This window comes from Leisingera sp. XS_AS12 (genome assembly GCF_041224635.1).
In the GTDB taxonomy this organism is placed as follows: domain Bacteria; phylum Pseudomonadota; class Alphaproteobacteria; order Rhodobacterales; family Rhodobacteraceae; genus Leisingera.
In genome coordinates, this window is the sequence record NZ_JBGFGM010000068.1 from 86,007 (window position 1) to 104,866 (window position 18,860).

The 18,860-nt window shown below is 60.6% G+C and carries 19 protein-coding genes; 6 read left to right on the forward strand and 13 right to left on the reverse strand.

The window, feature by feature from the left end:
- Window positions 1-81 precede the first annotated feature (81 nt).
- The 8 genes from nrdF to AB9K35_RS04450 all read right to left on the reverse strand — a co-directional run bounded on the left by nrdF (window position 82) and on the right by AB9K35_RS04450 (window position 7,577).
- Window positions 82-1,050, reverse strand: coding sequence for a class 1b ribonucleoside-diphosphate reductase subunit beta (nrdF, locus tag AB9K35_RS04415; protein ID WP_027234494.1), 969 nt, complete (start codon window positions 1,048-1,050; stop codon window positions 82-84).
- 62 nt (window positions 1,051-1,112) lie between these two features.
- A complete protein-coding gene (locus AB9K35_RS04420; RefSeq protein ID WP_369924687.1) occupies window positions 1,113-1,532 on the reverse strand; it encodes a hypothetical protein in 420 nt (139 codons plus the stop codon).
- A gap of 10 nt (window positions 1,533-1,542) precedes the next feature.
- Window positions 1,543-3,720, reverse strand: coding sequence for a class 1b ribonucleoside-diphosphate reductase subunit alpha (nrdE, locus tag AB9K35_RS04425; RefSeq protein ID WP_369924688.1), 2,178 nt, complete (start codon window positions 3,718-3,720; stop codon window positions 1,543-1,545).
- Complete coding sequence (gene nrdI / locus AB9K35_RS04430) at window positions 3,684-4,115, reverse strand: class Ib ribonucleoside-diphosphate reductase assembly flavoprotein NrdI (protein WP_027234491.1); 432 nt, start codon at window positions 4,113-4,115, stop codon at window positions 3,684-3,686. Before nrdI ends, nrdE begins: the two co-directional genes overlap by 37 nt.
- 9 nt (window positions 4,116-4,124) lie before the next feature.
- Window positions 4,125-4,394, reverse strand: a complete 270-nt coding sequence (nrdH, locus tag AB9K35_RS04435) for a glutaredoxin-like protein NrdH (protein ID WP_369924689.1) — start codon at window positions 4,392-4,394, stop codon at window positions 4,125-4,127.
- 126 nt (window positions 4,395-4,520) lie between these two features.
- Window positions 4,521-5,177 carry a flagellar hook assembly protein FlgD gene (locus tag AB9K35_RS04440; protein ID WP_369924690.1) on the reverse strand — a complete coding sequence of 219 codons (657 nt, stop codon included), beginning with the start codon at window positions 5,175-5,177 and terminating at the stop codon, window positions 4,521-4,523.
- Window positions 5,178-5,187: 10 nt separating this feature from the next.
- Entirely contained in the window at window positions 5,188-6,636 is a 1,449-nt protein-coding gene (locus AB9K35_RS04445) for a hypothetical protein (protein WP_369924691.1), read from the reverse strand.
- A complete protein-coding gene (locus AB9K35_RS04450; RefSeq protein ID WP_369924692.1) occupies window positions 6,636-7,577 on the reverse strand; it encodes a sigma-70 family RNA polymerase sigma factor in 942 nt (313 codons plus the stop codon). The genes AB9K35_RS04445 and AB9K35_RS04450 overlap by 1 nt, the downstream gene beginning before the upstream one ends.
- 32 nt (window positions 7,578-7,609) lie before the next feature.
- On the opposite strand from AB9K35_RS04450, the gene AB9K35_RS04455 reads away from it, so the two are divergent.
- Entirely contained in the window at window positions 7,610-8,515 is a 906-nt protein-coding gene (locus AB9K35_RS04455; protein ID WP_369924693.1) for a flagellar motor protein MotB, read from the forward strand.
- A 68-nt stretch (window positions 8,516-8,583) separates the two neighbouring features.
- Here the strand turns inward: AB9K35_RS04455 and AB9K35_RS04460 are convergent, their stop codons facing one another.
- Genes AB9K35_RS04460 through AB9K35_RS04480 form a run of 5 tightly spaced genes read right to left on the reverse strand, consistent with a single transcriptional unit; the run spans window position 8,584 to window position 12,124 of the window.
- Entirely contained in the window at window positions 8,584-9,027 is a 444-nt protein-coding gene (locus AB9K35_RS04460) for a hypothetical protein (RefSeq protein ID WP_369924694.1), read from the reverse strand.
- Between the two features lie 14 nt (window positions 9,028-9,041).
- Window positions 9,042-9,809, reverse strand: coding sequence for a flagellar basal body L-ring protein FlgH (gene flgH / locus AB9K35_RS04465; RefSeq protein ID WP_369924695.1), 768 nt, complete (start codon window positions 9,807-9,809; stop codon window positions 9,042-9,044).
- A gap of 52 nt (window positions 9,810-9,861) precedes the next feature.
- Window positions 9,862-10,557 carry a flagellar basal body P-ring formation chaperone FlgA gene (gene flgA, locus AB9K35_RS04470; protein WP_369924696.1) on the reverse strand — a complete coding sequence of 232 codons (696 nt, stop codon included), beginning with the start codon at window positions 10,555-10,557 and terminating at the stop codon, window positions 9,862-9,864.
- The gene (gene flgG / locus AB9K35_RS04475) at window positions 10,557-11,339 is read right to left on the reverse strand and encodes a flagellar basal-body rod protein FlgG (RefSeq protein ID WP_027234482.1); all 783 of its coding nucleotides are present in this window, start codon (window positions 11,337-11,339) and stop codon (window positions 10,557-10,559) included. Before flgG ends, flgA begins: the two co-directional genes overlap by 1 nt.
- A 44-nt stretch (window positions 11,340-11,383) precedes the next feature.
- Window positions 11,384-12,124 (reverse strand): flagellar hook-basal body complex protein, encoded by a 741-nt coding sequence (locus tag AB9K35_RS04480; RefSeq protein ID WP_369924697.1) that lies wholly within the window; start codon window positions 12,122-12,124, stop codon window positions 11,384-11,386.
- Window positions 12,125-12,342: 218 nt separating this feature from the next.
- Between AB9K35_RS04480 and AB9K35_RS04485 the strand changes: the two genes are divergently transcribed.
- The 5 genes from AB9K35_RS04485 to AB9K35_RS04505 all read left to right on the forward strand — a co-directional run bounded on the left by AB9K35_RS04485 (window position 12,343) and on the right by AB9K35_RS04505 (window position 18,761).
- Window positions 12,343-14,052, forward strand: coding sequence for a tol-pal system YbgF family protein (locus AB9K35_RS04485; RefSeq protein ID WP_369924698.1), 1,710 nt, complete (start codon window positions 12,343-12,345; stop codon window positions 14,050-14,052).
- Between the two features lie 62 nt (window positions 14,053-14,114).
- The gene (locus AB9K35_RS04490) at window positions 14,115-15,404 is read left to right on the forward strand and encodes a flagellar hook protein FlgE (RefSeq protein WP_369924699.1); all 1,290 of its coding nucleotides are present in this window, start codon (window positions 14,115-14,117) and stop codon (window positions 15,402-15,404) included.
- A gap of 12 nt (window positions 15,405-15,416) precedes the next feature.
- Window positions 15,417-16,814: a flagellar hook-associated protein FlgK gene (gene flgK, locus AB9K35_RS04495; protein ID WP_369924700.1), complete on the forward strand. Its 1,398-nt coding sequence runs from the start codon at window positions 15,417-15,419 to the stop codon at window positions 16,812-16,814.
- 13 nt (window positions 16,815-16,827) lie between these two features.
- Complete coding sequence (locus AB9K35_RS04500; protein WP_369924701.1) at window positions 16,828-17,727, forward strand: flagellin; 900 nt, start codon at window positions 16,828-16,830, stop codon at window positions 17,725-17,727.
- Between the two features lie 236 nt (window positions 17,728-17,963).
- Window positions 17,964-18,761, forward strand: coding sequence for a hypothetical protein (locus AB9K35_RS04505; protein WP_369924702.1), 798 nt, complete (start codon window positions 17,964-17,966; stop codon window positions 18,759-18,761).
- Window positions 18,762-18,860: the final 99 nt, after the last annotated feature.

The following is an 18,860-nucleotide window of genomic DNA, read 5'->3' on the forward strand; positions in this document are numbered from 1 at the left end:
TTTTCGCATTATTTTTGATTTGGCGCAGGCCCCGCCTCCGCAAGTGAGTCGGGGAGCACCTAGCGGCGCTCCCCTCTGCGATCAGCCGTCCGCGACAGCATCCCAGTCAGCATCGGAAGTCTCTTCAACCGGAATGACCAGGTAGCTTGAACCGGACCCCGAGAAAAAGTCGTGATTCTCGCTGTCATTGGTCAAGGCCGCCAGAACGGCCGGGTTCACATCGCCGGCCCCGACCGGGAACAAGGGCTCATAGCCGAGGTTCTGCAGGGCCTTGTTGGCATTGTACTGCAGGAAGCGTTTCACATCCTCGGTGAGTCCGGTCCCGTCATAGAGCTCTTCCGTGTAACGCTCCTCGATCTCGTAGAGCTGAAACAGCAGGTCAAACGCCCAGCCCTTCAGCTCCTCACGCTTCTCCGGCGAGACCTTCTCAGCGCCGCGCTGGAACTTGTAGCCGATGTAGTAGCCATGGATGGCCTCGTCCCGGATGATCAGGCGGATCATATCGGCGGTGTTGGTGAGCTTGCCGCGGGAGGAGAAATACATCGGCAGATAGAAGCCCGAATAGAAGAGGAAACTTTCCAGGAAGGTCGACGCAATTTTCTTCTTCAGAGGCTCCCGGTCTTCCTCATAGGCATCGATCACCAGGCGGGCCTTGGCCTGCAAATGCTCGTTTTCTTCGGACCAGGCGAATGCCTCATCGATTGCATCGCTCGAGCACAGGGTCGAAAAGATCCGGCTGTAGGACTTGGCATGCACCTCTTCCATCAGCTGGATCAGCGACAGGCAGGATTTTTCATGCGGCGTGATCGCATCATTCAGCATCGACGGCGCGCCGATCTGCGCCTGCACGGTATCGAGCATGGTCAGCCCGGTGAAAACCCGCATGGTCAGCAGCTGCTCCGCTTCGGTCAGGCGCGACCAAGCCTGCAGGTCATTGGAGACCGGGACCTTTTCCGGAAACCAGATGTTGGTTTTCATCCGGTCAAAGACCTGGCTGTCCTTTTCGTCTTCGATCTTGTTCCAGTTGATCGCGCGAATGGTATCTTTCATGTGTCAAATCCTCTGATGGAAGAGGCTGCCGGAGCGGCCTGGCGTCATCGTAAATGGGGAATTCAGGGTGAGGGCGCGCTGCTCGCCTCTTCAGGCTCCGCAAGCGCTTCGGGCTGAACGAAAGCCGCATAGACGGCCTGCAGCCGATTGTGCGCAGCACGAAGGGTGATGCGGGGGCCAAGAGCAAGGGTATGCCCATCCTCCACGCACGCATCCACGTATGCGGAAGCCGCCTCAATCAGCTCCTCCCCCAATTGCTGAACCGGCGTGTTGTGCAGGTAGGTGGCATCCTCCGTTCCCCTCAGGGACAGGATGAGCGCACTTACCGCACCGTCGCGCTCGGCGGCATCCTTGGTTTCCGCAATGCGCGCAATGCGGTCGGCAAGGGGCTCAAGGAAAGGGCACTTCGGCGGCCCGCCGGGAAAGCGGGCCATGCCTTTGCTGATCAGTTCAGCGATTTCGAGGTTTCCGTGTTTGATCATGGCAAGCCCCTCAGATGGAACAGGATTCACAGACGGCCTGATCATCCATCCCCTCGAGCTTGTCGTCGCTCATGCGGATGTAGTAGATCGTCTTGATCCCCTTGGCGTAGGCGTAGATCTGCGCCTTGTTGATGTCGCGGGTCGTGATCGGCCTGCGGCCGCCCTGCCCGTCATCAATGTTGCGCGTGAAGAACAGCGTCATTGCGGCGCCCTGGTCGATATGCTCGGTGGCGGCGGCGTAGACGTCTACGATTGCCTTCCAGCCGATCGAATAGGCATCGCCGTAGGTGGCCATGTTCTCATTGCTCAGGAACGGCGCCGGGATGTAGATCAGGCCGGTCTTCCCTTCCTTGCGGTTCTCAATCAGCTGCGGAGCCGGATGGATCGCGGAGGTCGAGTGGTTGATGTAGGAGATCGACCCTGTCGGCGCGATTGCCTGCAGGTAGGCATTGTAGATGCCGTGCTGCATGACGCGCTCCTTGAGCGCCTCCCAGTCTGCGCGTTTGGGTAGCTGCACACCGTGTTTGGCAAACAGGTCACGCACCCGGTCCGACACCGGCAGCCAGTCACGGGTCACATACTTCTCGAAGAAGCTGCCATCCGCATAGGTGCTCTTTTCAAAGCCCAGAAAGGCGCGGCCGCGCTGCTGTGCCAGCTCATTGGATGCCGAGATCGCATGATGAGTGATTGCAGCGAAATAGCAGCTGGTGAACTCAACCGCTTCCGGGCTGTCATAGCGAATGCCTTCGCGCGCCAGAAAGCCGTGCAGGTTCATCTGGCCGAGCCCGATCGCGTGCATCGCGTCATTCCCGCGGCGCACCGACGGGACAGCGTCGATCGCACTCATCTCGCTCACGGCGGTCAGGGCAAAGATCGCCGCCCGGGTTGGTGCTCCCAGATCCCCGCCATCCATCATCTTGGCGATGTTCTGCGAGCCAAGGTTGCAGGAGATATCGTGGCCGGTGTCTTCATAGCCCAGATCTTCCGTGAAAGACGAAGGCGTGGAGACCTGCAGGATTTCCGTACAGAGATTGGACATGGTCACGCGGCCATCCACCGGGTTGGCGCGGTTTACCGTGTCCTCGAACACGATGTAGGGGTAGCCGCTTTCAGCCTGGATGGCGGCGGCGATCTCCAGGATCTTGCGGGCCCGGACCTTGGTTTTGCGGATCCGCTCGTCTGCCACCATCTCGTCGTATTTCTCGGTGACGGAGATCTCGGTCATGCCGCAGCCATAGACCTTTTGGACGTCATGCGGAGAGAACAGGTAGACATCGCCATTGCGCTTGGCCACCTGCATGAAAACATCGGTGATCACGAGACCAAGGGACAGGGTCTTGATCCGGATCTTCTCATCCGCATTTTCACGCTTGGTGTCCAGGAACCTGAGGATATCCGGATGGTGGACGCTGAGATAGGCCGCACCTGCGCCGGGCCGCGCGCCAAGCTGATTTGCGTAGGAGAAGCTGTCTTCCAGAAGCTTCATCACCGGAATCACACCGGCGCACTGGCCTTCGATGCCCTTGATCGGCGCCCCTTCCTCGCGCAGGTTGGTCAGGTTCAGGGCCACGCCGCCGCCGCGCTTGGACAGCTGCAGCGCCGAGTTGATGCCCCGCGCGATGGATTCCATGTTGTCTTCGATGCGCAGAAGGAAGCAGGAGACCAGCTCGCCGCGGCTTTTCTTGCCGGTGTTGAGGAAGGTCGGCGTCGCCGGCTGGTAGCGGCCCGAGATCATCTCCCGCATCAGAGTCATCGCGAAATCCTGGTCGCCACGGGCCAGTCCAAGCGCAACCATGCAGATGCGGTCTTCGAAACGCTCCAGGTAGCGTTTGCCGTCACGCGTCTTCAGCGTATAGGAGCGGTAATACTTGTAGGCCCCCATGAGGGTCGGGAAGCGGAATTTATGGGCGAATGCCGCGTCCCAGATCTTCTCGAGGAACGAGAACGGGTAGAGATCCAAGACCTCTTTCTCGTAGTAGCCCTCATCGACCAGGTAGTTCAGTTTTTCCTCCAGCGAGTGGAAGAAGACCGTGTTCTGGTTGACGTGCTCCAGGAAGTATTGCCGCACCGCGCGCCGGTCAGCGTCGAAGTCGACATTGCCGTCCGGATCGGTGAATTTCAGGCGGGCGTTGAGCGAGTAGAAATCCTCGCTTACGCCGCCAAAGATGTTTTCGACTGAGCCGTCCATAGCCTGATCAATCCTTCTCTTACGCGGTCGACGTCAGCAGGCATCCCTGCCAGCTCAAACCGGTGCAGGACCGGCACACCGCAGTTGACGGAAACGGCCGTTGCACCCTGCGCAAACATCCGGCCGAAGTTACGATTTCCGCCGCCGATCACCCCCAGCAGCCAACGGCGATTGCCGGGGGCATTCAGAAATCGATCAACGGGTTTCGGAATGGCGCCGCGGCCCAAGCCATCGGCGTAGGTGGGCGTGATGAGCACGAAGGGCTCCTCGACCCGCACCGGATCCCCATGGTTGGCGATCCGGATACTGGGAAGGCCAATCTTGGAGACAAAACGCTCGGTGTTGCCGGTCTTGCCGCTCCAGTAGACGATCTTGCCCTGCTCGATGCCCAGCATGCCCGGGCCTTACGCCTGCAAGCCGGCGATGCGTCCGGGCTGGAAGCCGGACCAATGCTCATTGCCGGCAACAACAACGGGAAGGCTGCGATGGCCAAGTGCGGTTACCGCAGCCTCGGCGTCAGGATTGTCCGTCAGGTCGACAGCTGTGAAGGCAATGCCCTTCTGCGTCATCGCGCGCTTGGTCGCTTCGCATTGCACACAGGCGGGACGGGAATAGACAGTAACGATTGGATCAGGGGACACGGAAGCATCCCCCGGGGAGGTTTGTTGGGTCATTGGCAATCCATTTGGTCTTTCAGTCCGGAGAGGGCCGAAGCACGGCTAACTCCCCTTTTCGCACTTTGAGGCTAGCCGCCCCATATGAAATGATCAATCCGATTTTCGCACTTTGGGATGTCCAGTTCATTCGATCTTGACGATATCCCCACTGCTGGCGGATCCGCCCATGGCCAGGTTCAGGAGCTGCTCACCGGCGACGTAAGAAACAGATGTCACGGTGTCGCGGATATAGGTGTTGTATCCGCCGGACGCGCCTTCTGCCGCAAGCGAGATGGTGTAGGTGCCCGCACCGATCGGGGCACCCTGTGCATCGTAGCCATCCCAGGTGACAGAATTCAGCTTCCCGCCCTCCCCCGGGAGCCCCTCAATCATGCGCAGGACGTTGCCTTCGGCATCGCTGATGATCGCAGTCACTGATGCCGCCTCGCCTTCGATCTCGTAACTGAAGCTGACCGGCGACCCGGCCTCATCGACAGTAATGCTGTTCGAAGGCACAGTGACCGACCGGCCGATCAAAGACGCCTCAGACATCGAAGCCGTCAGGGCGAGCGTGGACCGCAGCTGCTCCAGCTGGGAGTTGGTTTTCACAGATTGCTCAACCTGGGTCAAAGTCGCGATCTGGGACACGAACTGCGTCGGGTCCATGGGCTCCAGAGGGTCCTGGTTCTTAATCTGGGCAACAAGCAAGCCGAGGAATGTCTCATAATCTTCGGAAAGCTTCGAGAGTGATCCATCGGAGGCCGGTGCCACCGAGGCATTGGTAATGGAGCTGATGCTCATGGGAACCCCCTTATGTCAGGATGTTAAGTCCGCCCGCGGACCGGGCCTGGCTGCGCGGCGCATTATCGTCTGGCCCGGAATTGTCCAGGCTCTCCGCCCGGTCCGGGCCTTCGCTTGAGCCGTCAGCGGTGCGCGGCGTCTGCCCCTGCTGCTGGCCTTGACCGCCCCGCCCGGTGCCGGGCTGGAAGAGGTCCATGTTGAGAGATCCCCCGCTGTTGCCTCCGGAAGGCTGGAAGAGATGGGAAATCGCGCTCCGCTCATTGCGCATTGCCTCCAGCACCAGAGGGTTCTGAACCCGCATATCCACTTCAAGGCGGCCATCGGCCGCCCGATCCACCGAAATCTCGATGACGCCCATGCCGTGCGGCTTCAGCCGGATCGTTGCGGTGCCTGTCTCAGTGGGAATTTGGACCAGCTGATCAACGACCTGGCGCACGATTGGGGAATTGGGCTGGGGTGCCGGTTGCGGGGCTTCCGGGCTCATTGCCGGCTGCACGGCCGCAAGCCGCATCTGCTGGGGAAGAATGGTCGCGTCCTGCAACTGGGGGCCGGAGGCTGCGGCTTGCAGGGATTGTGACGGCTTCGCCGCTCCCGCGGTTCGCACCTCCACAATGTCCCGCTCCGGCGCGCTGCCCTTGCCGCCCGCATCATCCACCATCCGGTCAAAGGGTGACGGTTGGGCGGCACCAGCAGTCAGGGCGCGCTGGCCGACCACATCAGGGCTCTTGGCCGAGGCCTGAAGGCCAGCCTCAATGGCCGCATTGCCGGGGCCGGATGCGGGCTGAGCTTGGCCGAGCTGCGACGCATTATGCACCTCAGATGCCCCGGCTGCAGCAGGCACAGATCCGGCCTGGACCGGTACAACCTCTTCAGCCCCGGTATCTTGCACAGCTGCAGCCTCAGCCAAGCCAGCCTCATGATCCTGAGCAGGTTCAACCGGCCGCACATCCAAAGACTGAACGTTACGGGCAACAACGGGCGCCGCCGCATCCGCATCGGGGATAACGGCGGCTTTGCGATCATCCCCGAGCGCAATCACCGCCTCGGCCGGTTCGGCATCCAGTCCGGTCACCGCTTCTGGACTGAAGGGGACGGACACGGGAATATCCTCACCGCGAGCAGCGTCTTCGACTGCCTCAATAGGCTCGCCCTGCGGCAATGGATCATTTCGCGCAGAGAGCGCTTGCTCTATGCCGCCAGCAGATGCCGCCTCCGGATCCGGAAGTTCCGAGCTGCCTGCATTGTCGGCCGGGAGGTCCTCGGGTTGGGGGAGCTTTTCAGGTGGCGCCTTCTGATCATCCGGCACGCCATCCCTGTCCGGGCGCTTCTCGTCCTGCGCGACCGGCAGGGGGTCTGTATCCGATGCGGCGTTGAGGACACGTTCAAACCCGCTCGATGAGGCGGCTGGTGCGGTTTGCGCAGGCGCATTGTGCGGCATCGTGAGGAAGGGGACTTGCATCAATACTCCGCATTCATGAAATCGGCGGTCACGCCGCGCTTGAGCAGATAATTTTTCATCCGGGCCATGGCTCGGCTTTCGATTTTTCGCATCTTCGCCACCGGCATGTCAAGTTTGGCAGCGAGCTCGTCCACAGGCCCGTCTTCGGACAGCCGGTTGAAGATGATTTCGGCTTCAACAGGTGTCAGCGCTTCCCCGGCCAGATCGAGCACCTTCCTGATGCCCGACTGGATCTCGTCCTTGACCATGGACGTTTCAGCCGTAACCGCTGTCGAGGACGCGGTCACCTCATGCAGGTCGTCGATGTCGGTAACATAGCGCGCCTCAAAGACCAGGGCGGCCTCATCTTCATCCATCTGGCCAGCTTTCGCTGTCCGCAGCCGGTTTTCCGGAATATCTACAATCCTGCTTGGAAACGCTGCCTCCTGCGCCATCGCGGAGCGGATGAATTTGACCGCATAGGCGAAGAACGGAACATCAGGTGCCGGCTCGTATTTGCGCAAAGCCTTGATCATGGCCTCCGTGCCAGCGGAAACCAGGTCATCACGTTCATTCTGAGATCGTGTCCGGCGCCGTGCCATGGCCTGAATCTTGGAGAGGTTCTTGTCCACGATGCGGTTTAGGGCCAATGGATTCCGGCTCCGTTTCCAGTCGCGTATCCAGCCCTGCTCGTCATCCACATCTTCATTGAAGCCAATCGTGGTGCTGTCCAGCATATGTATTCCCAAATTCCACCGCAGGGCCGGGAAAATCCGGATTTCCGGATAATCATTCGCGGACGCCGCGTCATTGGAGGTATTCCAGAAGGCAGGCAACCGCTTCCTTCGCATTTTTCCCAGCCCAGCAGCGGGGCGATGGAGAGAGTGCAGCATTTTTTCTTTTTTCACAAGTCCCTGAGCGGTAGAGTTACCATCGAAAGTCCATTTTTCACAGATGGACACCGCAATATCCTCACCTGGAAAGACAGAGCAACATGTCCCCGAAACACGACAATCATGCCGTCATCATCAAGCGTCCCAAGAAAGTGAAGAAAGGACATCATGGCGGGAACTGGAAGGTGGCCTATGCGGACTTCATGACGGCCCTGATGGCCTTCTTTCTGCTGCTCTGGATTCTGTCCGGATCCAATGAGGAGCAGCTGCGCGGCCTTGCGGACTTCTTCACGCCTTCAGAGATCCCCCTCGTGGAGATCAATGGCATCGGCATGGAGATCAAAGCGGTTCAGCAGCCTCAGAGCGAACTGACCCCTGAGGCGGATTCTTCTCCGACAGGCCCGGATCAGATCGGTCTTGAGGACACAGACACTGCCGAAGCCCGATCCGGAGCCGTAAACCCTTGGCTGCAGCTCGACAAGGAGACCACAACGCCCGAAGAAAAGGGCGGAGCCACTCTGTCTGAACAGCTTGAAGCCACCAGGGACCGCATCAATGAAAGCTTCGAGGAAAGCCCTGAGCTTGCGGCTCTCTCTGAGAACCTGATGGTATCCCTGAAGGAGAACGGCATGATCGTCGAGATCGTGGATCTCGGCGACCGGCCGATGTTCCGCACTGGCAGCGCAGATCCGAGCGAAGCCCTGCTGTCCATCCTGGGGCAGCTCGCTCCGGCGATTTCCGAACTCCCCCTGGAGATCCGCATTACCGGCCATACGGACGCCCGACCCTTCCGCAGCGGCAGCAACTACGGGAACTGGGAGCTGTCCGCCGATCGGGCCAATGCAATGCGCCGGGCCATGCTCTCTAAGGGAATTGCTGCAGGCCGTATCATGAGCGTGGCCGGGGTTGCCGCGGTTGATCCCCTGATAGAGGCGGATCCGGAAGATGCCCGCAATCGCCGCGTGACGATTGAACTGACCGCGCCGGCATCGGCCCAAGCTGAGTAAATCCGGCGTTCATGTCCCAAGCGCCACGCCCGGTTGTCAGGGCGTGGCGCTGCCTTTCCGGGTATCAGTCAGATACCTGTCCGGTAGAGAACTGCGTTCTCCAAAGTCAGCGAGCCGAGGCCGGCTTGCGGCGCCAGCTGGCCCACAGCCCGTCCGAATGCCTCCATGACATCCTGGCTCTGCCGCACGATCGGCAAGGCGCCAGCCTGGACAGCAATCTTAAGTGCCGCATCCCGCAGCGCTAGCCGCTCCGGCGCGACCCCGGCCTTCTGGACCAGAATTCGAGCATCGAACGTCGCGGTTCCATGACCTGGAATATTGGCGGCAATTCCCTCGACGACGACGGTCTCCAACGGCTCGGCCTCCGGAGCGGGCGTGAAGATCTTGGCTGCGGCCTCAGTCCCCAGCGCAAAGCCGGTTCCAGCGCAGACCGCCAAGAACAGGGCGATCACCGAACGTCTTGGTGCTGGTGGCGCATCTTCACCGGTTGCCTTGAAAAATATGCGGCGCATAGGCTCCTCTCTCGTTAGTAGGGCAGAACGACGTCGAGCATGTCTTCGCCGTAACGCGGGGTCTGCACACGGGAAATCTGGCCTTTCCCGCCATAGGAAATCCGGGCTTCCGCGATTTTCTCGTAAGGAATGGCATTGCTCATATCGACATCGACCGGACGGATGATCCCGGCAACGCGCAGCTCGCGCAGCTCGTTGTTCACCTTCACCTCCTGGCGCCCCGCGATCACCAGATTGCCGTTTGTGAGGCGGCGGATGATCATCACGGCAACCTTGAGGCTGATTTTCTCGTTGCGGGCAATGCTGCCCTGGCCTCGGGACGTGCTGGCCGAAGACAGATCAACGATCGAGCCTGATGGCAGTTCGCCAGGATCGATGCCCGGGAGCACCGCATCGAGCTTGCTGCCGTACCCGAGGAATGTAGATCCATCAATTTCATTGCCGGACGAGCGCGAGCGGCGGGACTGGTTTTCCAGCTCAGCCTCATCGTCGATGTCAATCATCACCGTAAGAATGTCACCCACCCTTGCGGCGCGATGGTCGCCAAAAAATCCTGTGGATCCGGTCTGCCACAGGGAGGAGGCTTCAGCCCGCTGCGGGGTCCGGACCGGCTCGGGATCAGGCATCGGCACATGCACGATGCTGGCTTCCGGCATGGTCTGGTCATCCAGGCCGATCCCGGACAGCTGAGGGTTCCGGTTTTCGGAGTAATTGGAGCAGGCGCCAAGAACCAGGCTGGCACACACGAGAATTTTCACATTCTGGAGAGACTTCTGTCGCATTGGGGTTCTTCTTTCGGAATGTTTCGCATCAGACGGTTTCACAGAGCTGCCGTCACCGCCCGTCCACCTGAACGACGCCATCTGAGATGACCTCCGCCGTCAGGGTGGCATTTGATTTCAAATTGACGATCCGGACTTCGTCGCCCTTGGCGCCATCTTCGAGCGCCTTGCCGGGCGCGCTAAGGTTCAGCCCTCCGTCCGAGAGCACAATCGTCACTGCATCTCCGCGATTGACGATACGGGGCTCGGTCACAGACCCCTCGATCACCGGGCGCCCCTGCAGGAGGATCCGGCGCGTCTCCTTGCCGATCAGCTCTTCAGGATTGCGCAGAGACCCGGACGGAAGGGCCATCATGGCGATTTCGGTCATGCGGAGATCGTTCTCCGCAAGAATAACCCCGGCCGGGATGCGCCTCACAGGCACATAGGCCGGAACCGCAATGACGGCCTGACCACGGAAACCGGTGCTGCTGCCGTCGGCCTCAATCAGCCGTGCGGCAAACATGCCGGAGCGCGGATCGTAGGAAAAATCCTTGAGCGTCAGGCCGCTGTCCGGCAGCCCCTTGGGCAGCCGGAGTTCAATCCGCCCGTCCTGCGGAATCTCCTGGCCGCTGGCCATCAGCAGCTGCTCCTCGACCAGAGTGGCAACTGCCGATCCCGCAAGCAGGTCTTCAGCCGCATGGAGCGCAGCGCCCGCAAGAAGCGACAGCCCCGCCAGCGCGCCGGTGAAGAAGGTCCGCGCGCTCATTAGCGGATCTGGTTTGCGGTCTGCATCATTTCATCAGCGGCCTTCAGCGCCTTCGCGCCCATCTCGTATGTCCGCTGAGCCGTGATGAGGTCCGTCATTTGCTTGATCGGGTCGACATTCGACCTTTCCAGGTAGCCCTGGCGGATGATGCCGGCGGAGTCCTCACCCGGATTTCCGATCATCGGCTCCCCGGATGCAGCAGTCTCCAGCATCAGGTTGTTGCCCGCCGGTTTGAGGCCCGCCTCGTTGATGAAGGTCGCCAGCGTGATCTGGCCGATCTCTTCGGGCTCTACCGCATCGGACGTGTAGGCCAGCACCAGGCCGCTCTGGGTGATTTCAATCTCAGTGGTGTTGTCCGGCACCACCATGGCAGGCTCCAGAAGATAGCCCTCCAGAGTCACGATTTCGCCTTCCGGGGAAAGCTGAAGGCTGCCCGCCCGGCTGTAGGCATTGGTGCCATCCGGCCTTGTGACAACGAAATACCCTTCACCATCGATCGCAAGATCGAGCTGGTTGTCGGTTTGGTCGAGTCCGCCCTGCGTATGGAGGCGGACCACGCCGGTGGCGCGCACGCCGAGCCCGACATCGACCCCGACCGGCCGCACAGTGCCGTCCGCATTGGGCGCGCCTTCACGCTCCATGGTCTGATAAATCAGGTCAGCAAAAGCTGCCCGCCCCGCCTTGAAGGCGGTCGTGTTGGCATTGGCGATGTTGTTGGCAATCACATCGACATTGACTTGCTGGGCCTGCATGCCCGTTGCAGCGATACCAAGTGTCCTCATGTCAATCTCCGTTTCAATTCTGTTTTTCGCATACTCTGGCTGTTTTACTTCGGCGCCAGGCGGCTCAGGGTTTGCTTGCGCAGGTCATCGGCCGCATTGGCGAGGTTCATCGCGGCCTCATACTGACGCTGGAAGGAAATCATCCTGGTCATCTCGGTGACAGGATTGACGTTGGATTTCTCCACGAACCCCTGAGACATGCGGGGCTCAATGACGGGCACAAGATCCACAACCCCGTCCCGCGGCGCCATCATGCCACCGCCCAGCTGCGTCCAATGCCTGCTGTCAGGCGCCTGGAACACGCCGATGCGGGCAATTTCGCCGCCCCGCTCATCAGTGATTGTTCCGTTTTGCGCAATCTCCACCTGGCCAGAGCCCGGCGGAATGTTGATGGGCGCACCGCCCTCATCCAGAACCATGTCGCCGGATGGCGTAACCAGGTCTCCCTGGGCGGTGAGGAGAAAGCTGCCTGCCCGTCCAAGAGCTGTCTGACCGCCCTGGGTCAAAAAGCCGAACCACCCGTCGCCGGTGATCGCCACATCCAGCGGGTTGGAGGTTTGCTGCAACGCACCCTCGTCCATGCTGGTGTAGGTGCCGCGGTCGATCGCATAGGACATCTCCCGCATATCGCTGTCGGCGCCGGTGTCGACGACAAGGCTTTCAAACATCGCCGATGAGGCGCGGAAGCCGTCCGTGTTCGCATTGGCAATGTTGTTTGAGCTGATATCTGTTGCGCGCTGCAGCAGCGCAGCCCGCGAAATCGCAAGGTAGCCTATATTGTCCATATTCCCCGCAGGTCCGTGAGGTGTTGATAATGGCCGGTTTCTGGTTGATCCAGGCCAGCGCGATAGACTATACATGATCTTGTTTTTTCGCATAACCCCAGAAATGCGAAAATCAAATAGCCTCGAAGCAGAAGGTATCGATGATTTTGCATCTCCCCTCAGTCTCTCGCGCGCCCTCAAAGGCCCGTAAGCTTGCCGGGTGTGCAGCCCTCGCCTCCATGGCCCTGATCGGGAACGGTGCATCTGCGGAGGTGTCCGTCTATGCAGGCGGCGCAGTCCCGCTGCACACGCCGGCCGCCATTGAGGCCCGCCTTGATCTGGGCACACGTCTGGACGGTACAGGCTTTGCAGCCGCCCGCGCCCGACTGGACGAGATATACACATCCGCACCCGCAAACCTGCGCAGTTCGGCCGCTCTGGATTATGCCAGCTTCCTGATTTCCTGGATGATGCTGCCTGAAGCCGCCAGTTTCATTGAGGCGGCGCAGCGCGATAGCGCCGCCAATGGTCGCACTGATCCGCGTGCTGAAGCGTATCTTGGCATGATCCGGCTGCTCGCTGATGCAGCCCCGCCGCCAAACGGCTCCCCTGTGCCCGAGGCCGTCAGGAATGATCCGGTCTGGTCCGTCATCGCCGATATCCAGTCAGGCGAGGAGGTCAGCAAGACCAGGATCCGGACTGCGGCTGCGGGCCTGACCGATCACAGCCGGTTTGTATCCGGCCGCCTGGCGCCCCATCTCTTCAAAGCCGCCATGGACGCATCCGATTGGGATCTTGCCCGCAAGATCCTGAATGCAGCGCAGTCTGGCACTGACCTTGAGGGGACATCGCAGATGCTCCTCATGCGCGGCCAGCTGGCGCGCGCGGAAGGTCAGCAGCAGATGGCCTTCGACTTCTTTGCCTGGGCGGCAGAGCATCAGGACCGCGCAGCCGCAGAGGCGCGGATCGAGCTGGCCGAACTGGCCCTGCAAAACTCCGAGCGGTCCGTTCATGAACGGGTCAGGGACCTTCTGGCAGAGGGGCTGCCAAAGTGGCGGGGCGACAGCCTTGCGCTGAAAATGCGGGCACAGCTTGCACGGGTTTCGGAAGACCTCGGGGATGCGGAGACCGCCGTCATGACAATGGCGCTCATTGAGGCCGATCATCCTGGCACCCCGGAGGCGGAGCTGGCGGAGCGGCGCATCAAGGTCATCCTGAGCCACCTTGGGGATGCGATAGCCCTCGAGGCCATGGGGATCAGCGAAGCGGTGGCGACCGTGCGGCGGATCGAGCCTTACATGGCGGCTCACACGGAGCGCGCAGCAGTGCGCGGCGCCCTTGCGCACCGCCTTGAAGCCGCAGGACTGACCGTGGCGGCACGCGCAGAGTTCACGGACATCTGGGACAGCCTGCTGGCCAGTGAGCGGGATCAGATTGCCCCGGACCTCTTTGACCGACTGGTTCTTGAGCAGGCAAAACAGCTTGTGCGCCAAGGCACCCCCGGGGCGGCTCTCGATCTTCTGCGGCTGCGGCCGGACCGCCGGGTGGCCAGCCTGGATGCCGACTACGCCAAAGTGGTCCTGGAGGCCGGCGGCGTGCCTGATGCGCGCGGCGAAAGCGCCGAGCTTATTTCACTGGAAATCGCCCGCAGCGCGCTTCGTGAAGGGCGGGATGCCATGGCCCTGGCTGCCATGAAGTCTGCCGGACGCCTTCCTGCCCCGGAGGGCATCGCCGCAACCCGCCTGGCCGCTGAACAGGGCCAGACCGCAGCTGAAGAGTACCTTGAACGTGTCCCTTCGCCGAAGCGCGGTCATGTTGAGCAGCTCGCCGGAATGAGGGCCGCGGACCCGCCGCCGATCACGCCGCTCTCAACGGGCACGGCGCAACACATCCTGCGAAGCGCAGCCACCTCTATCGATGCCGCAACCGCGCTGACCGCGCAGAACTGACAACCACTCGCAAGAACCCGGCAGGCGCAAATCTGCCAGACTACTCCGAAAGGGAACACTACATGTCCATCCAGAACGCAATGCAGGCAGGTGTGGCAGGCCTCAAGGTCAACTCCAAGGCCGTCGCCAATATCTCCAGCAATATCGCGAACTCCGGCACCATCGGCTACAAGCGGAGCTTCACGCAGATGGTCAGCCAGGTCGTAGGGGATTCCGGTTCCGTGAGCGGCGTCAGCCGTAAGGATGTCGAGACCGGCGGCCCGATCATCTCCTCGAGCTCAGCCACCGATCTGGCCATTGATGGCGACGGCTTCTTCGTGGTCATGAAGGATCCCAACAGCACTGACCAGTCCAATTTCATGCTGACCCGGGCAGGCTCCTTCGAAGTCGACAAGAACGGCTACCTCGTGAACTCCGCCGGCTACTACCTGGCGGGCTATTCCTACGATGACACCGGCAGCATCCCGGGCGTTGACCGCAATACGTTCAATTCGCTGGGCGCCGTGAAGGCGGGCGCGGCCTCGCTGACGGCTGAAGCCTCCGCCGCGGGGTCGATCAGCGGCAACCTCCCTTCGAGCCTCACCGGCACGGGCGTTGCCCAGGACCCCTTCATCTCCAGCATGACCTACTTCACCGCGTTGGGTGAACAGGAAGGCCTGACCTTCTCCTGGACGCCTGACACCGCTGTCGACAACGCCTGGAGCGTTGAGGTCGCCGGCAGTGACGGCACCGTCTATGGCACGGTCGATGTAGCCTTCTCGGATTCAGGCCCCACGGCCGGCGCACCGGCATCCTATGCCTTCACCGCGGATCCCGGCCTCGCTGCGCCTGCCGCCTTTGCGGTCGACGCAAACGGCAACATGACCATCACCGTCAACAATGGCACCGCGCCTCAGGTCCTGAACATCGCCCTGGGCGCAGTGGGCAGCCATGACGGGATCACCCAGTTCGACGGCGACTATGAGCCCCAGAAGATCACCGTGGACGGCTCCTCGACGGCCGCTCTTGAGAAAACCGAGATCGACAAGGAAGGCAATATTGTCGGGGTCTTCGACAACGGCAAGCGCCGCTCCCTCTATCAGATCCCGGTCGCGACCGTGGACAATCCCGCGGCGATGGACGCTGTGACCGGGAATGCTTACACGCTGACGCTGGGGTCTGGTGATGCGGTCATGAACGTTGCCGGCTCCGGCGCGGGCACCGTTGAGTCCGGCGCAACCGAAGCCTCCAATGTGGACATCGCGCAGGAGATGACTGACCTGATCCAGGTTCAGCGGGCCTATTCCTCGAATGCGAAAATCATCACGGCCTCTGATGAGATGCTGCAGGAAGTGAACAACCTCAAACGCTGAAGGTAATCTGAAATGGGACTTTCTTCTGCATTGAACATTGCGCGGTCCGGCCTCACCGTGGCCGCGCAGCAGACCGACCTCATCTCGCGCAATATCGCCAATTCCAAGACCGAAGGCGTCAGCCGCAAATGGGCTGAGCTGGAAACGACCGCTACCGGCGGTGTTCAGGTCACCTCTATCGAGCGCAGCGTCGACAGCCTGCTGCAGCGGCTTGACCGGGCCAACGGGTCGAAGATTGCGCATAACGCGACCGTTTCGGATGGGCTCAAGGCCTACACCGATTTCCTCGGCCAGCCGCGCGATGAAACATCCCCTGCGGCGATGATGGCGGAGTTTCATGATGCCATTGTGAGCCTGTCGGCAATGCCGGGCGAAGAAGCCTCGCAGATTCAGGCCGTCACCAAGGCCAAAAAGCTGGCGGAAGGGCTGAACAGCCTTTCCGGAACGCTTTCCGACATCGGCCAGGAAGTCGAGCGCAATATCCGCTATGACGTTGCCAGCGCCAACGAGGCGCTGGAAAACATCGCGATCCTCAACCAAAAAATCCTGCGGTCCGATGCCGGTTCGTCCGCTCAGGCGGAATACCGCGACAAGCTGGACCAGCTCCTGAACGACGTGTCGGGCTACATGGACATCCAGACGGTCACCTCGGATGATGGCGCGGTCAATGTCTACACCGGATCCGGGGCCGAGCTGGTGGTGGGCAGGAATTCGGCGGCCATCACTTATGATCCGATCGCCGGAACACTCTCGGCGGGGGACGTCGATATCACCCCCGGCTCAAACGGCCGCGGCATTTCTCAGGGCAGCCTCGGCGGACTGTTTGGTCTGAAGACCGGCCACCTGCCGAAATTTTCGGAGCAGCTGGATGCTCTGGCTGGCGCCCTGATTACCGGGATGGAAACCGCAAACCCCTTCGGCACCGGCGGCACGGGCCTTTTCACGGATGCCGGCGCGGCATTCGATGCGACTGCCATCAGCGGCCTGGCTGGCCGGATCACGGTGAATGCCGAAGCGGACAGCACCGTGGGCGGCGACCCAAGCCTCCTGCAGAGCGGCGGCATCGCCACGACACCCTCTGGGGACGCCTCCTTCGTCACAGCGATGCTCGATGCCTTTGGCCTGACGATCACCGTGGATCCGGCTGGGCTCGGGGACACGCTGACCCTGTCGGACATGGCCCCCGCGCTGGTGTCCCAGCAGCAATCCCTGCGCGCCAATGCGGAAGCCTCCACGCTGACCGCCAAGTCGGCGGGCGAAACGATCTCCGCCTCCCGGGCGAATTTCGAAGGGGTGAATATCGACGACGAGATGCAGAAGCTCCTGGTGGTCGAACAAAGCTACCGCGCCAATGCGCGCGTCATGACCTCCATCAGCGAAATGATGGACACCCTCCTCCAGGCCTTCTGATAAAGGACACCCGATGACGATCTCCACAATCTCGACCACCCAGCAGTCCAACAGCATGCGGCTGATCATTGCCCGCCAGAACGAAGAGCTGGCCAAACTCACCATGGAGTCGTCGACCGGCTTCAAAAAGGATGTCTACGCTGAGAACCCGGGCTCTGCCACGCAGAGCCTGAAAATGCGTTCCCTGATGGCCAGCACGGAATCCTTCCAGACCTCCAACAAGCTCCTGGAGGGTAAGCTGGAGACCGCCTATGACACCCTGTCGAATGCGACGGCGGTGGCCCGGGACTTCCAGGACCTTTCCCTTGCCGGCGAGATCACCTCGATGAACCGTTCGGAATACCGCCAGCAGGCCGAGGATACCCTTCACCGGATGGTGTCCGCCCTCAACACGACCTACGGCGGTGAGTTCCTGTTCTCCGGCCTGGAGACCGGCCAGAAGCCGCTGGAGATCAATGCCGCGGGGACTGGCGTGACCTATCTTGGCGACACCACCGGCAACCTTTCAGCCCGGATCGATGGCACCACGGACCTCAACTATGGCATCCGCGCCGATGATCCGGCCATCATGGATGTCTTTGATGCGCTCAACACCGTCCTGTCGACAAACCTCGACGCGCTCTCGGACGCGGACTTTGAGATCCTGCGTGACAACGTCACCGGCCTGATGAACCAGGGCATCACCGGCATGACCTCCCTGGCCGCGGATCTCGGCAACAACCAGGCCATTCTCGAGAACAAGATCACCGATCAAGCGTCACTCCTGAAGATCTACAACAATGCGGTGGCGGATGTTGAGGTTGCGGAGCCGGAAGAGACCGCCCTGCGCCTCAAGCAGCTGATGAACCAGCTTGAGGTCAGCTACCAGGTGACCTCGAGGATCTCCGGCATGAGCCTGCTGAACTACCTCTGATCCGCAGGCCCTGATAATGGAAACGCCCCGCTTGTGCGGGGCGTTTTTAGTGAGCGGATCTTGTACTCAACAAGCTAAAACGACAAAACCAAGGAAAGCTTACTGGGCGTCATCGACATTACATCGAGCCGGCTTTGGCTCAGACATTTGTCAACATGACCTAGAGGCAAAGTGGGTAGACTTGACCGCTCGACTCTAATGGCATTTTCTGCCTTCAAGAAGTACGGAGTAATAAAATGACTTTTCATGAAAAGAATTCCAATCGTATCAGCGCGGCCAGCTGGAAGTACGGTATGTTTCTCTCCACCAGTCCGATGTTCGGCTGGCTTACCAGCAGCTCATACAGCCCTCTGTTCTGCGACATCTGGTCGAGATCGATTAAGCGGCGATATGAGGTAGTTCTGCTCCCTGGTTACAGGCGGCCATCGCGCCTCAACGTCCGAGACATCGATGCGATTTGGTATGAGGGACCTGTTGAAGCCCCTACAGTGGTGTGGGACAGCGGGACTCCAAAAGGGCTCTTCGAAGTCATTCATGAGTGCTTCGATCCGCACATGGAGATGAAAGACTTCATCAAGGTTCGCGACACAGAAACCGGAGAATTCGTGGATGATCCACGATCCGCTGAGGTTCTGAGGCGGCGTCCGGTGCATGATTTCCGAGAGGATATTCTGAGCTTCGAAATGAAGAATGCCAGGAAGGCTCACTTCGTTGGTATGAAGGAATTCTACGGCCAAATGAGCGATGAGCAGCTCCTCAGCCATGCCCATTACTGGGCAGACATTTGGACGAATGTCAGGGATGGAGCAGATGGTTCTCGGCGAGGAATGTTGGATTGGATGAGCAAAGAGGAGGCCGACGAAGCATTCGCCTGGCTTTCTACGCTTTCCAACAAAGATCGTTTGAGAGATCCGCGTATGCGCTTTGGTCTTTCGATCTATGAGACGGAAAAGAGCAAGAAACCGAAGATTTTTTTCGATCAGATGGACCTGGACCCACATTCTCCAAGTAAGTCGCTGATTTCGCTGTCGTAATCGTGATATTTCGCATATAAATCATGGCGTTGACGGCTGCGAGGGGCGCGTTTCATGGATCACCTGGAGGGTGCGGGCTTGGCGCGGGGAGATCGGGTT

Excerpts from the sequence above, each read along its gene's own strand:
- nrdH (WP_369924689.1), bottom strand. The coding sequence starts at position 4,394 with ATGACCCAACAAACCTCCCCGGGGGATGCTTCCGTGTCCCCTGATCCA.
- flgK (WP_369924700.1), top strand. The coding sequence starts at position 15,417 with ATGGGACTTTCTTCTGCATTGAACATTGCGCGGTCCGGCCTCACCGTG.
- AB9K35_RS04440 (WP_369924690.1), bottom strand. The coding sequence starts at position 5,177 with ATGAGCATCAGCTCCATTACCAATGCCTCGGTGGCACCGGCCTCCGAT.
- AB9K35_RS04485 (WP_369924698.1), top strand. The coding sequence starts at position 12,343 with ATGGCCCTGATCGGGAACGGTGCATCTGCGGAGGTGTCCGTCTATGCA.
- nrdI (WP_027234491.1), bottom strand. The coding sequence starts at position 4,115 with ATGCTGGGCATCGAGCAGGGCAAGATCGTCTACTGGAGCGGCAAGACC.
- flgG (WP_027234482.1), bottom strand. The coding sequence starts at position 11,339 with ATGAGGACACTTGGTATCGCTGCAACGGGCATGCAGGCCCAGCAAGTC.
- AB9K35_RS04420 (WP_369924687.1), bottom strand. The coding sequence starts at position 1,532 with ATGATCAAACACGGAAACCTCGAAATCGCTGAACTGATCAGCAAAGGC.
- AB9K35_RS04480 (WP_369924697.1), bottom strand. The coding sequence starts at position 12,124 with ATGGACAATATAGGCTACCTTGCGATTTCGCGGGCTGCGCTGCTGCAG.
- AB9K35_RS04460 (WP_369924694.1), bottom strand. The coding sequence starts at position 9,027 with ATGCGCCGCATATTTTTCAAGGCAACCGGTGAAGATGCGCCACCAGCA.
- AB9K35_RS04455 (WP_369924693.1), top strand. The coding sequence starts at position 7,610 with ATGTCCCCGAAACACGACAATCATGCCGTCATCATCAAGCGTCCCAAG.
- nrdF (WP_027234494.1), bottom strand. The coding sequence starts at position 1,050 with ATGAAAGATACCATTCGCGCGATCAACTGGAACAAGATCGAAGACGAA.
- AB9K35_RS04500 (WP_369924701.1), top strand. The coding sequence starts at position 16,828 with ATGACGATCTCCACAATCTCGACCACCCAGCAGTCCAACAGCATGCGG.
- AB9K35_RS04445 (WP_369924691.1), bottom strand. The coding sequence starts at position 6,636 with ATGCAAGTCCCCTTCCTCACGATGCCGCACAATGCGCCTGCGCAAACC.
- nrdE (WP_369924688.1), bottom strand. The coding sequence starts at position 3,720 with ATGGACGGCTCAGTCGAAAACATCTTTGGCGGCGTAAGCGAGGATTTC.
- AB9K35_RS04505 (WP_369924702.1), top strand. The coding sequence starts at position 17,964 with ATGACTTTTCATGAAAAGAATTCCAATCGTATCAGCGCGGCCAGCTGG.
- flgH (WP_369924695.1), bottom strand. The coding sequence starts at position 9,809 with ATGCGACAGAAGTCTCTCCAGAATGTGAAAATTCTCGTGTGTGCCAGC.
- flgA (WP_369924696.1), bottom strand. The coding sequence starts at position 10,557 with ATGAGCGCGCGGACCTTCTTCACCGGCGCGCTGGCGGGGCTGTCGCTT.
- AB9K35_RS04490 (WP_369924699.1), top strand. The coding sequence starts at position 14,115 with ATGTCCATCCAGAACGCAATGCAGGCAGGTGTGGCAGGCCTCAAGGTC.